Source organism: Thermosynechococcus vestitus BP-1, assembly GCF_000011345.1.
GTDB lineage: Bacteria > Cyanobacteriota > Cyanobacteriia > Thermosynechococcales > Thermosynechococcaceae > Thermosynechococcus > Thermosynechococcus vestitus.
The window spans coordinates 1,099,417-1,111,862 of the sequence record NC_004113.1 but is presented as its reverse complement, the minus strand read 5'-3'; the positions used below and the strand labels follow the sequence as shown (position 1 = coordinate 1,111,862).

Here is a 12,446-nt window from a genome sequence, read left to right as displayed (position 1 = left end):
ATCCTTCTAATTGGAGCGAATCACACCATCCGTGACGGTGCCCCGTCCAGGACTGGAAAAGGGGTCCGCATTGCCGCGCCAGTTAAATCCATTGATACGAAATAGAATCGCACCCAGCCGATTATCCAAGTTATAGCGAAAAATCACCCCATAGGTGCGCCGACTATATTCCACAATGATGTCTGTATCAAAGATCCGGCCCGTGTCCACATTAATTTTCATCTGTGTTCCGACTCGCAGAGGACCGTAAATCTGCTGTAACAATCCCACATTCAAAACACTGAAGTCAGTAATACGATCAAAAATAAATGGCGAGGATGGCTCACTCAGCGTCTGTGTAAATCCCAGATCAAAACCTGTGTAATCCAACCAGTTGCGGGAAAAATGACCCACTTGACCGCGAAAACCTGCCCCCGCCACTAAGGCGGGTTGGGTACTGCCATTGGTGTAGTAGTTAGCTGCACCACCCAACTGAGTATAAAACTCCAGGAAGGGTTGGACGGGACGTGGGCTATAGCGCAGCCCTTGGGTTTGTGTCGGCGGTAGGGGGGTACCCCGCCAAAGGGGCATGGCCCAGTTAAGACTGGCGGCAGCTTGAAGACGGCCGAGGCTTGGCTTAGGGGGTAGGGATGGATCATCACTGGCCGCTGTGACGTATTGTCCTCCCACCAGATAATTGAGGACTAGGCCTTGAGTTAGGGGAAGGGCTGTGCCACTGAGCGTGCCCCCAAAGCTACTGCTAATTTCCTGCTCCCCAAGGGAACGATTAAAGACGCGCTGGCGATAAATGGCAGACAGAGTCAGCAGATTTCGCGCATCAAGATTGTGGAACAGGTCTATTCCTGCCCGTGAGGTACGCGGCCAATCACTGGGGTCTAAGGTGTTCAAGAAACCGTAACTCCGTAGGCGGGTTTGGGAAGTGAAGCGATGCCCCACTTCGATCGCCCCACCATAACTGTTGGCATCAAAGAAATTAAAGTTATTGCTAATGATTCGTTCTAGATAAATGGATGGCAAGAAAGTGACTTGCGTCTTGGGGGTATTGATTGCTCTATAGCGATAGAGAAGAAATAGCCCACCGCGATCGCGCTCATCATAACCAAACTCAAAGGGTAGAATCTCATAGGGACGACCCACAACAAATTGCCGCAGGACAATGGGTAAAGCCACGCGCTGATCAAAAACAACCCTGCCGCGTCGAACTTTGAGCAGGGTTTCATCATCGGCACCGCCAAGGGGTTCTGCTATTGCTTGCTGTGCCCGTGCTTCAAGTTCCGGAGGATTAAAGGGGTCATTGGTTATGCGCAGATTAGTTGCAAACCAACGGCGGCCATCAAACTCCAAGCGATCGGCCTCAAAGCGCAGCCGATCAAAGGTTTCCGTGGCAGCAGCTTCGGTCGCCGTCTGCTGTTGGCCAAGGCCGGGGAGGGTGCTAGGGGGTAGAGCGTCAGGAGAAAGGATCAGGTTCAAGTCCCGATCCACCCTAGCAGTATTGACAACGCCGCGGGCATTAGTGAGGGAGCCTTGATCGAGCCTCAGGTTATACTCCAAGCGATCGCCCTGTAGGACTTGATCACCGCGGGTGATTGTCACATTCCCTTCCGCCACAAGAATTTGGGCGTCAATATCCGTTTGAATGCGATCAGCGGTGAGTTCAGCTTCCTTGAAGCGAAGGAAAACATTGCCAATGGCATTAAACAGTCGCCGCAGCAGGTCAAACTCCTGGCGATCGGCCGTCACCTCTAAGGGTTGATCACGGACAACGGGGGTTTCAGGATTTGCCTGCCCAAGGCGCAGGGGAGCTGTCAAATCAGGTGGCGGCTCAGAGCTGAGCGGTGCTGTATTGCTGAGATCAGGGACTACCGTTGTTCCAAGTAAGTCTGCTTGTGAGGCGCCAATAACCTCTGTCAATTCTGCGGGTTGTGTAGGAGGGGGCAGACTAGCAAAAAGGGGTAAGAACAACAACGGTCCAACTTCCTCACGACCACTGCCTAGTTAGGTTACCCGATGCCTGCCCCCTTTGGCGAGGATTACTCGAGATCCTTACGCTTGGGGTTACGCGCTGGGTCACCCGAGAGGAACCCGAAAACAAACAGTAGGACAAAGAAGGTGACAACGATATAAACGGTAATTTTGAGTGTTTCCATGATGTTGTATTTTTCGTAGCGTCAACTTCTGATCATACGGGATGAGGGACTTCCTCGCATCCCCTAAAACACTTGGCTTTTTGTAGCCTCTGACAGTGTGGGAATTTCGGCATAGATGCCGCGCACAGACTGCACCACCCCATAGACAACGCCAATAACTGTGGCAATAAAAATAAAGTTGAAGAGCACTTTAATCAAGAGGTCAAAACTGGCAATGCGGAGAAGGAGTTGTACCAGCAGTTGGACAATAAACAGCACAATCCCCATCAACAGGGCTTGCATCGTGTTGTAGCGAATAAAGAGACTCACACGGTTGTTGCGTACCACCAGCAGGTACAGGAGCATAAAAACGAGTAGCCCCGCAAAGGGAATCGAGTAGATTAAGGCAACGGGCAGTACCACCCACACCAATGCTTGCAGCGGCGGAAATAGCTCAAATAAAAAGCCGCCAAAGGGCATGACGTAAAATAGGGGTAGTAGATAGGCTAAACTGGCGAAGATACGATCCGGCACAGTGGTGGTGGCACGCCAACTCATAGATTGCTCCTTAGGGTGTAGAGGGGGATCGACTCATCACCTCCATTAGGAGTTCGGGGGAAATCATGTTGCATTCCATCGTTTTACTAATCAAGGGTGGCCCTACCCGCGAGGCAATAATGGATTGCAGCTCGGGGCTGTTCTTAATCGAGAGCATGACCGCACCAATAATCGAGTTCGGATCAGGGGCTGGATTACTGCTATTGGTGGGCAGCATTTGGATCAACTGGGTGATATCGGCGCAACTCGCCCTTGAGACATATTGTGCAAGGGCATCACTCATCTGCTCAACGGTGGTTTTCATCATCTCTGGCGGCAGAAGACTGGCCTCTTGGGCACGCACTGGCTGAGCTGTTGCCAGTGCAATCAGGGTACCCACAATAACAGGGAGACTGCCCACCGATAAGCCAATACCCATGGCACGCTTTGGCGATCGCAACATCATAAGCCTCAGTACCTCAATCACATCTTAGATAGCTCCTTTGGGCAGACTAGTTGGAACGCTCCTCAATCACCCGATCAATCAGGCCGTAGTTTTTCGCCTCCTCAGCGGACATGAAGAAGTCGCGATCCATGTCCCGCTCAATTTTTTCAAGGGGCTGGCCCGTATGGTAGGCATAGAGCTCATTGAGTTGCCGCCGTACCCGTAAAATTTCGCGAGCTTCGATTTCAATATCCGTTGCTTGGCCACGGGTGCCACCAGAGGGCTGGTGAATCATGATGCGGGAGTGGGGGAGTGCCAACCGCTTGCCTTTAGTGCCAGCTGCAAGGAGGAAAGACCCCATCGAAGCAGCCAGACCTACACAGATAGTGACGACATCGGATTTAATATGTTGCATCGTGTCGTAAATTGCCATACCGGCGGTGACGGAACCACCCGGGGAGTTGATGTAGAGCATGATGTCCTTGCCCGGATCTTCGGAGTCAAGGTAGAGCATCACCGCCACAATTTGGTTGGCAATCTCATCATCCACTTCTTTACCTAGGAAAATAATCCGCTCGCGATAGAGACGGTTATAGATGTCAATCCACTGGGTGTAGGGTTCACCGGGCAGCCGGTAGGGGACTTTGGGTACTCCGATGGGCATAGAATCCTTCCACGCTGAGCTATCAACGCCGCTTTTCTCCCTGATTCTAACCTATTCCTAGAGCCTTCGCCCTACACTTGGCAAAGGCAAAGGGCGAACCACTGTTGAGGATCAGTGAAGGCGTTGATCCATCGAAATCCAGCAGCAGTTAATGCCTCCTTGAGGGCAGCAAGGTCAAACTTACGGGAAATTTCGGTGAGAATTGGTTCACCAGCAGCAAACCTGCAGTGAAAATCAAGGGCCGCCAAGGTAACGGTTTGCCACTGTTGCGAATCTAGATACATTTCAATTTGCTGGGCAATTGGGTTATAGATGGCGCGATGGGCAAAGGCTTCGGGCTGAAAATTTCCTTGAAAGCGCCAGTTGAGGTGATAGAGAATATTGCGGTTAAAGGCAGCCGTCACCCCTTGGGCATCGTTGTAGGCAGGAAGCAAAATGCTTGTGTCTTTAATGAGATCCACCCCCAGCAGAAAGTAGTCCCCTTCCTTAAGAACTCGATGTATCTGTTGAAAGAGGGCCGGGCATTCCCTGGCGGAGAGATTGCCAATTGTACTACCGAGAAAGCACAGCAAGCGGCGGGGTGCTAAGGGGGGTGGTAGGTGCTCTAAACCTACTTCATAGGTGCCGACAAGGCCATGGATGCTGAGCTGGGGGTAATCGGCAAGAAGCGCCATGGCACTGGTCTTGAGGATCGAGCTACTGACATCAATGGGACGGTAGTAAAGATGGGGTTGGACTTGAGCATAGGCGGACAGGAGGAGGCGAATCTTGCGATCGCTACCGCTTCCCAGTTCCACAAGTTCACAGGCGCCCGTGAGTTGGGCGATCGCCCCGGCGGCAGTCTCTAAAATGCCCAATTCTGTACGAGTGGGGTAGTATTCCGGCAGCTCACAGATTTCCTCAAAGAGGTGTGATCCCGCAGCATCGTAGAAATAGTAGGAGGGGAGAGATTTAGGTTGCTGAGTCAGACCGCGGATGACATCTTGGCCCTCCTGTTGTGGGGTGAGACTGGATAAGTGGGTCAGGTGCAGGCGATCGCTCACAGGGAAAGCGGCTCCAGGATGGGCAAATCTTAGGCTATTGTAGCCTCTAGCCGCTGCTGCAAACGTCGCCCCCACCACGGGATCGGCAAACTCATGAGCAGGTAAAAAATTGAGGCGAGGGCATAGATGCGAATCCCCCACAGCCGCATTCCTGAGGTTCAGTCCACACCAGCAATCGCACTGCCAATGGCCCAATCCTTGAGCATATCGATAAGGTCATTGGCCAAGGTCAGGCTCAGAATTTGAATGGCTTGGGGCAAAGTAATGCGCACAAATCCTCGCTGTTGACCCACGCCTAGGGAGAGGGCAACTTCCTGTTGACCCACATCTACCGCTTGCAAGCCGGCACGAGAGACCTCTACTTCATAGGCGCCATAGTTCAGTGCTAGGCTTGTTACTCCCATTGTCCAAGCATTGACCCAAGTTGCAAGGTTCATTAGGTCAACACGGCACTGACACCGTAGTAGAGTAGGAGCAGTTGGCTGATCATGGGAGTATTGCGCATTCGCTCAATAAAGCCAAGAGCTGGCCGGCGCAGCAACAAAAAGGGGGAGGCCGTCATAGCTGCCAGCACAATGCCTAGCAATACTGCTAGGGGAAAGGAAATACCGCAGTAAAACCGCAGTCAATGAGTGTGTTCACTGACCCCCGCAAAAAGGCCGATAGGGCAGCTGGGATGAGTTTCATTGCAGATTTTGGATTATGCCTGTTCCAACTGCCTAAACAATACCAATTTGCCTCTGCTGATCATTCCATATTTGCCATTTTTCGTAGATACGGCGCAATGTGCCGTCCTTCTTGAGGAGATCAAGGGCTTGATCAACCTCTGCCTTAAGGGTTTTGGCTTGGGGGTTGTTTTTGTTAAAGGCAATGACATAGTTGTTCAAAAAAATGGGCACACCAATTGGACGCAGACGATTGTTGACCGTGCCCCCTGGACCGACACCAAGAACGTAGTAGGCAACAATTGGATAGTCTACCATCACAGCATCAATGCGTCCCTCAACAAGATTGTTAAAAAAGGCTGAGATGTCATCGTAGGGGCGAGCTTCAATCTTCGGGTCTTGCTCAAGAATTTCTTGGGCTTTGTAGCCAAGGCCAGTGCCAACGGTCATGCCCGCCAGATTCGCAAGGGTGACTTCACTCGTGGCAGTGTATTGCTCAAAGCGGGAGTCATTGGCGCGGACAACGATCTGCTGACCATAGCGATAATAGGGCTGGGAAAAGAGTTGACTGCGCTCGCGATCAGAGGTGATTTCCCAACCGTTGAGAATCATGTCAAAACGATTGGCCGCAAGGCCAGCAGACAGTTGATCGTAGAAACTAGCCACGGCTACGGCATTGACCCCCATCCGTTGGGCGATCGCGTCGGCAATTTCCACCTCAAAGCCAACTAACTTGCTGGGATCATCAGGGTCGTAAAAAACGTAGGGAGCACCACCAGTGGCCTCAGCTCCCCAAGCCAATGTACCAGGATTGAGAACACCCTTGCTAGAGACGGTGCCGGTAGTTGAGGTTCCAGAGGTTGAATCAACATTACCGACACAGGCCGTGAGTAGGGTTTTACTCCCTGTGGCGATCGCGATCGCCCCCATTCCCTGGGCCACACGGCGCAAAAAGGCACGACGGCGCAGTCCCATAGCCCTCTCCTCAGAGCAGGTTGATCATGAATTTAGAGTTTCAAGTATCAATTCTGCCTCAGTTTAGTTTCTATCACTACCGCTGCCAAGACTCCGACGTTTTGTTACGGTTTGGAAGGCATAGATAATATCTCCTTCCTGCCATTGCTGGAAATCATCCAAGCGCACACCACATTCGTAGCCGGCTGCAACTTCGCGGACATCGTCCTTCAGGCGTTTGAGGGAACTCAAGATGCCCGTGTGAATGACCTGTTGTTGGCGCAGCACCCGTACTTTGCAGTTGCGCACCAGCTTCCCATTGAGGACATAACAGCCGGCCACCACTCCTTTGCTGAGGGGGAAGATAGCGCGCACTTCTGCTTGACCCAGTTCTTCCTCCACCAGTTCCGGTTCCAGCATCCCCTCCATTGCCCCTTGAATATCATCAAGGAGCTTATAGATGATGTTGTATTCCCGGATATCAACGTTGTGCTGCTCCGCCGCTTGGCGTGCTCCTGAGGCAAGGGTGGTATTAAAGCCAATGATGACGGCACTACTGGCGGCGGCAAGGTCAACATCGGTTTCGGTAATTTCGCCGGGGGCCGCCAACAAAACCCGCAACTGCACTTGATCTTGGGGCAGTTGGTTGAGGGCCGTTAAAATGGCCTCGACCGAACCTTGAACGTCAGCTTTGAGAATGAGATTGAGCTCCTTGAGTTCCCCTTCGCGGGCTTGGCTAGACAAGGAGGTAAGGGAGACGCGGCGGGCGGCGGCGGCTTGGGCAAGGCGGGATTGCCGTTGGGCGGCGGCTCGCTCCTCTGCAAGGGCACGGGCGGCTTTTTCATCGCTGAGGACTTCAAATTCATCTCCCGCAGCAGGGACCTCTGCCAGACCCAAGACTTCGACGGCAAAGGAGGGGGTTGCTGCCTCGACCCGCTGCCCGCGATCATCAATCATGGCGCGAACCCGACCAAAACAGGCACCCGCCACCAAAATGTCGCCGACCCGCAGTGTACCGTTTTGTACCAGCAATGTGGCCACGGGTCCTCGGGCCCGATCCAAGTGGGCTTCAATGACGGTGCCCTTGGCGGGGCGGTTGGGATTGGCGTAGAGATCCTCGACCTCTGCCACAAGCAGGATCATTTCCAGGAGCGTATCGAGATTTTGCTGTTGCAGAGCACTGACGGGCACCATAATGGTGTCGCCGCCCCACTCTTCGGGGACTAGACCGTATTCCGTGAGTTCCTGTTTGATTCGCTCTGGTTGGGCAGATTCTTTGTCAATTTTATTAATGGCGACGATGATCGGAACCTTGGCTGCCTTGGCGTGGCTAATGGCTTCAATGGTTTGCGGTTGTACGCCATCATCGGCAGCAACGACGAGAACGGCAATGTCGGTGACCCGTGCCCCCCGTGCCCGCATGGCGGTAAAGGCTTCATGACCGGGGGTGTCGAGAAAGACCACCTGATGTTTCTCGCCGTTGTGTTCGACATCCACGTGGTAGGCGCCAATGTGTTGGGTGATGCCGCCTGCTTCCCCTTGGGCAACCTTGGCATTGCGGATGGCATCGAGGAGGGTGGTTTTGCCGTGATCGACGTGACCCATAATTGTGACCACAGGCGGACGCCGTTGCAGGTGATCAAGGTCGCTCGACTCCAGCATTTCAGTGACTTTTGTGGCCTCGACTTTGTGCTCTGCGGTTTCGACCGTGATCCCCAATTCCTTGGCCACCAGTTCAATCGTTTCCACCTCAAGGGTTTGGTTGATGGTGGCGGCAATTCCCTTAAAGAAGAGAGTTTTAATGATTTCTGCCTCGGGGCGACGCACTAAAGTGGCCAATTCCTGCACCGACATCGGGCCTGCAATTGTAATGTGATCGGGTGGGGGTGCTTCCGCTGGTTCTTCAGGACGGCGATCGCGATGGCGGGATTGTTTTTTCTCGCTGCTTTTTTCGGTTTTTGCCGCTGGTGTAACGGGGCGGGCCGGACGGGGAACCTTGGGCTTGGGGGGCCGTTGCAGGGATTGACTCACATCAACCGTTACTTGGTGTACCCCGACCAAACGGCTAGTGAGTTCTAGTTCTTCCTCTTCGTCAATGATTTCTTCGCGCAATTTGACGACACGGGAGGATTTTCGTTTGCTCTCTTCCTCATCAAAGTCTTTGTGACGGTGGCGGTCTTTGATGACTTTGCTAACGGACTTGTCATCGAGTACCTCAACGGTTTCGGTGACGGGCTTTGGCGGATTGGGTGCCCGCACGGGTTTGGGGGGTGGTTGTAGTTCTGGTAAGGCTGGTTTGGGGGCCATTTCTGGGGGCTTGGCGGGGGCAGGGGGAACGGCCCGCTGGACAATTTCAATGCGATCTTGACTGCTGGGTTTGGCGGCAGCGATCGCCCCCTTTTCTTTTTTGGGGGGTTCCTTTAGCTCCTTACGGGGTGGGGGAGTCGCAGCGACTTTTTCCTCTTTCTTGGTGGGGCGGGTGGGTGGGGGAACTAAAGTGGGCACGGGCCGCGGTGGCGTCGGTTCGGGTTTTGCGGGGGGTGCAGGGGGCTTGGCAGCCACAGGTTCCACTGGCTTTGGAGCAACTGGCGCAGGGGGGGTAGGTCGCGTAGGCGCTTGCGGTGGTTGGGGGCGAGCCGGGGGCTTTTGTAATTGAGGCTTGGGCGCTTCTGGTGTCTCAGAGCGAGGTTGGGTGTGCACAGCAACAATTTGCTGCGTTTTTTGGGGGGCTGGGGCTTTCTTCACAGGGGGGGATGTTTTTGAAACTTTACGGGGAGAGGCGCTATGGGGTTGATAGGTTTTGGCAGCCTCGCGAATGCGATCGGCATCGGCATCGGAAATTGTGCTGCTGTGGCTTTTATAGGCAATCCCCAGTTGCTCACAGATCGCCAATAAATCCCGATTATCTAGGTTGAGTTCTTTTGATAGGTCATAGATGCGAACTTTACCAATACTCATGCTGTCTCTCAAAGGCTCTGAAATCTCTCTGCAGGGGCAAACGGTAGGGCGATCGCGATCGCTCAGGTAAAGACTACCCTCAGCTGGAATTAATAGACGTTAAGGAATGGGTTGGGGCAGCTCACTCAACAATACTCTCAAGAGTCGGGACTAAAAAGTACAAGTATCCCTATTATTAACGATTTTGGTAGCAATTGATCAGGGCAGCAGCCCTAAGGGGGGATCAATTTCAATTCTTCGGGCTGCCAGATCAACCACCGGGACGATGGCTGGCACAAAGGGAATATACACCGATTGGGGGGCTTTTGGGGCAGGGTCGAGTAACTGCACTTCCAGTAGGTCATTGCCCGCATTGACCAGGCCCACGACTTCGCCAACCCGCTCACCTTGGTGATAGACCGCCAGTCCAATCAGATCCATGAGGTGGTATTCATTAGCCGCAAGGGGTGGGCGATCGCTGGCGGGGACTAAAATTTCTGCCCCCTTGAGCGCCTCCGCTGCGGTGCGATCGCTGATTTCTGCAAAGGTAACCACAAACTGTTCGGCACGGGGTAAAAATCGGCCCCGGAGGAGGGTAACAGCATAGGGTTGGGGCTGCCGGGGCGATCGCAACCAACGGCAACCGGGCACTGTAAAGCGCTCGGGAAAATCGCTAAAGGGCTTGACTTTGACCTCGCCCCGCAGGCCGTGGGCACCAACGATTTGACCAATACAGAGCCACTCACTCACCTCAGGGAAGGGGGTCACCATAGGCCGTCCAAGCCAACTTCAGTAAACCGTTCATAATTGCTGTGGCAACGCTCACGCCCCCCTTGGAACCCTTAATGGCAATGTGGGGTACCCAAGAGTTTTGCAGGCGATCTAAGGTGGGGGGGAGAAAATTAGGGGCAGCGTCAATAATTAAGGCAGGGCGAATTTCCTGAGCCTCCACCAAAGTCAGGAGGGGTTCTAGGGCTGAATGATCACTACTAAGAACAAAGATCGCCGTGGGATGCCGTCGTGCCAAGGTTTCAACACCAAAGGCAATGCGAGACTTTTCCTGCTGTGGACGGGTGAAGGTTTCTGCCCCACAGTAAATGGGATTGCCAAAGGTGTTTTGGGTGTAGGAGAGCAGCCCCACCTGCACCATTGTCACATCCACCACAATCGGGGTATGAGCAGCAAGGGCAGCCACACCAGATTGCAAAGCCTGCTCTGAATAGACAATCAAATTTTGGTATTCTAAATCCCCCGTTGCATAAATCACACGGCGCGTAATATCGTACTGTGCTGGACTGAGGTGATGCCCAGCCAGCAACTGATCAATCAGGCGTAATTGCGTAACATCAAAATGGTGCCATTCCATCTAAGGTCATCTAAGGTGTCGCAAGGGAATTAGGGAATAAATTCATATAGCAGCAAAGTTTTCCCCGCTAGACGCAGGGTTGGAGTGCCATCCTCTAGTGTAAGGGGCGATCGCCCAATTTCATGCACACTGGGGCGATCCACGATTTCAGCGAGACTGGTATGCTGGAAACAGCGTTCTGAAACTTGTGCCACTGTGTCTCAGAGTCTCTGTCCCGTTCCGGCAGATCAACGACCAATTAACGAGTATCGTGACCTCAAAGCCTCTTGGTTTTTTGAATGGTCGAGTTGGCCGCGGCCGCGTTTTCAACGGCGTTTGCTGCTGCTGTGGGGCATGGCTTGGTTCGTCAGTGGACCGGTGGCGATCGCCAGCTTTTCTTTGAAGGAGGCCCCCTTTCACACCTTCTTGGCCGCTGCCCTAGGAGCCAATGTCCTGCTGTTACTCATTCTCCTGCGCCTTGTGTTGGGTTGGGCCTACGTGGGCGATCGCCTGCAACGTCCCACCGTGGTTTATGAAGAAACGGGTTGGTATGACGGTCAAGAATGGCAAAAGCCGGAACCGGAATTGGCTCAGGACCGCCTCATCTATACCTACGAGTTGCGCCCGATTTTGCAACGGTTACAGGTGACCCTTTTGGCGCTCGTGATCTTTTCTTTGGGACTTGCCCTTGGTTGGGCACTTCTGTAGCTGCTGCCGAATATTCTTGCTCACTTACCCGCATGACCGAACCAATGTCCAAACGCACCCAAGCTCCTACCCTCGATGTTTACTTACTGCGGGAAGGGATTGTTGAGTCGCACCACCATGCCCATGCCGTTGTCTGTGATGCCCGGGGACGGATTCTTGCCCTTGCCGGAAATGCTGAAACCGCCGCTTTTATCCGCTCTGCCCTCAAGCCCTTGCAGGCCTTGGCAGTGACGACAACGGGAACAATGGAGCGGTTTGATTTGAGCGATCGCGACCTTGCGATTATCTGTAGCTCTCACCAAGGGCGTATTGAGCAAGTACGCCAAGTCTTTAACATCCTCTGGCGTGCCGATGTGGATCCCACCGCCTTGCAATGTCCCGTTCCCCCCGGCCGCCAAGGGGCACTGCAGCACAACTGTTCGGGTAAACACGCGGGGATGCTAGCGGTTTGTCAACAGCGCAATTGGCCATTGGCAAGCTACCTGCACAAACATCACCCCGTTCAGACTCTCATCCTCGCCAAGGTGGCCGAACTGCTGAAAATGCCCGCCGCCGAGTTTATCTGTGCCCACGATGACTGTGGAGCGCCCACGTACTTGATGCAACTGGGGCAGATGGCTACCCTTTACGGCCAACTTGCCTCTGGCAATGACTGGGCAATGGAGCGCGTCGTTCGCGCCATGACCCACCACCCTGATTTTGTTGCAGGCCCCGGTGCCTTTGATAGTGAGCTGATGCGCCTGACGGAGGGGGAAATTCTCAGTAAGTCTGGGGCTGAGGGGATTCAATGTGTAGCGCGGGTGGGGGAAGGCATGGGATTGGCAATCAAGGTCAGTGATGGTGCCAAGCGTGCCAAATATGCCGTTGCCATTCAACTGTTGAAGCAACTAGGCTGGATTACCCCCAGTGTGGCGGAGGCCTTGGGGGAGCAGTTTCTGATTCCCAACCAATTTACCCGCCTCGAGGTCAATGGTGAACTGACCTTTGCCTAGGGGTTGATTGCTGGCTGCGTGTTAACGGTT

The 12,446-nt window shown here is 53.6% G+C and carries 15 protein-coding genes; 2 read left to right on the top strand and 13 right to left on the bottom strand.

Features of this window, described 5'->3' with window-relative positions; genetic code table 11:
* Nucleotides 1-6: 6 nt before the first annotated feature.
* The 13 genes from TLL_RS05430 to TLL_RS05375 all read right to left on the bottom strand — a co-directional run bounded on the left by TLL_RS05430 (nucleotide 7) and on the right by TLL_RS05375 (nucleotide 10,931).
* Nucleotides 7-1,809 carry a DUF3769 domain-containing protein gene (locus TLL_RS05430; RefSeq protein ID WP_231833840.1) on the bottom strand — a complete coding sequence of 601 codons (1,803 nt, stop codon included), beginning with the start codon at nucleotides 1,807-1,809 and terminating at the stop codon, nucleotides 7-9.
* A gap of 221 nt (nucleotides 1,810-2,030) precedes the next feature.
* Nucleotides 2,031-2,147 (bottom strand): photosystem II reaction center protein I, encoded by a 117-nt coding sequence (locus TLL_RS05425; protein WP_011056917.1) that lies wholly within the window; start codon nucleotides 2,145-2,147, stop codon nucleotides 2,031-2,033.
* Between the two features lie 63 nt (nucleotides 2,148-2,210).
* Nucleotides 2,211-2,684, bottom strand: coding sequence for a Tic20 family protein (locus TLL_RS05420; RefSeq protein ID WP_011056916.1), 474 nt, complete (start codon nucleotides 2,682-2,684; stop codon nucleotides 2,211-2,213).
* Nucleotides 2,685-2,694: 10 nt separating this feature from the next.
* Complete coding sequence (locus TLL_RS05415) at nucleotides 2,695-3,150, bottom strand: hypothetical protein (RefSeq protein ID WP_011056915.1); 456 nt, start codon at nucleotides 3,148-3,150, stop codon at nucleotides 2,695-2,697.
* A 25-nt stretch (nucleotides 3,151-3,175) separates the two neighbouring features.
* On the bottom strand, nucleotides 3,176-3,772 hold the full coding sequence (locus TLL_RS05410; RefSeq protein ID WP_011056914.1) for an ATP-dependent Clp protease proteolytic subunit: 597 nt from the start codon (nucleotides 3,770-3,772) through the stop codon (nucleotides 3,176-3,178).
* A 71-nt stretch (nucleotides 3,773-3,843) separates the two neighbouring features.
* Nucleotides 3,844-4,956: an L-histidine N(alpha)-methyltransferase gene (gene egtD / locus TLL_RS05405; RefSeq protein ID WP_231833839.1), complete on the bottom strand. Its 1,113-nt coding sequence runs from the start codon at nucleotides 4,954-4,956 to the stop codon at nucleotides 3,844-3,846.
* A gap of 17 nt (nucleotides 4,957-4,973) precedes the next feature.
* Nucleotides 4,974-5,252 (bottom strand): ABC transporter permease subunit, encoded by a 279-nt coding sequence (locus tag TLL_RS12740; protein WP_011056912.1) that lies wholly within the window; start codon nucleotides 5,250-5,252, stop codon nucleotides 4,974-4,976.
* Nucleotides 5,252-5,377 carry a hypothetical protein gene (locus TLL_RS13040; RefSeq protein WP_269441370.1) on the bottom strand — a complete coding sequence of 42 codons (126 nt, stop codon included), beginning with the start codon at nucleotides 5,375-5,377 and terminating at the stop codon, nucleotides 5,252-5,254. The genes TLL_RS12740 and TLL_RS13040 overlap by 1 nt, the downstream gene beginning before the upstream one ends.
* Nucleotides 5,378-5,534: 157 nt before the next feature.
* Nucleotides 5,535-6,455: an ABC transporter substrate-binding protein gene (locus TLL_RS05395; RefSeq protein WP_011056910.1), complete on the bottom strand. Its 921-nt coding sequence runs from the start codon at nucleotides 6,453-6,455 to the stop codon at nucleotides 5,535-5,537.
* A 63-nt stretch (nucleotides 6,456-6,518) separates the two neighbouring features.
* Entirely contained in the window at nucleotides 6,519-9,392 is a 2,874-nt protein-coding gene (gene infB, locus TLL_RS05390) for a translation initiation factor IF-2 (protein WP_011056909.1), read from the bottom strand.
* Between the two features lie 198 nt (nucleotides 9,393-9,590).
* The gene (gene rimM / locus TLL_RS05385; protein ID WP_011056908.1) at nucleotides 9,591-10,142 is read right to left on the bottom strand and encodes a ribosome maturation factor RimM; all 552 of its coding nucleotides are present in this window, start codon (nucleotides 10,140-10,142) and stop codon (nucleotides 9,591-9,593) included.
* Nucleotides 10,123-10,737: a precorrin-8X methylmutase gene (locus tag TLL_RS05380; protein ID WP_011056907.1), complete on the bottom strand. Its 615-nt coding sequence runs from the start codon at nucleotides 10,735-10,737 to the stop codon at nucleotides 10,123-10,125. Before TLL_RS05380 ends, rimM begins: the two co-directional genes overlap by 20 nt.
* Nucleotides 10,738-10,766: 29 nt before the next feature.
* On the bottom strand, nucleotides 10,767-10,931 hold the full coding sequence (locus TLL_RS05375) for a hypothetical protein (protein WP_164920810.1): 165 nt from the start codon (nucleotides 10,929-10,931) through the stop codon (nucleotides 10,767-10,769).
* A gap of 1 nt (nucleotide 10,932) precedes the next feature.
* Here TLL_RS05375 and TLL_RS05370 point away from each other — a divergent pair, with 1 nt between their 5' ends.
* The gene (locus tag TLL_RS05370) at nucleotides 10,933-11,424 is read left to right on the top strand and encodes a CGLD27 family protein (protein ID WP_011056906.1); all 492 of its coding nucleotides are present in this window, start codon (nucleotides 10,933-10,935) and stop codon (nucleotides 11,422-11,424) included.
* Nucleotides 11,425-11,468: 44 nt separating this feature from the next.
* On the top strand, nucleotides 11,469-12,416 hold the full coding sequence (locus TLL_RS05365) for an asparaginase (protein ID WP_231833838.1): 948 nt from the start codon (nucleotides 11,469-11,471) through the stop codon (nucleotides 12,414-12,416).
* The last annotated feature ends 30 nt before the right edge of the window (nucleotides 12,417-12,446 follow it).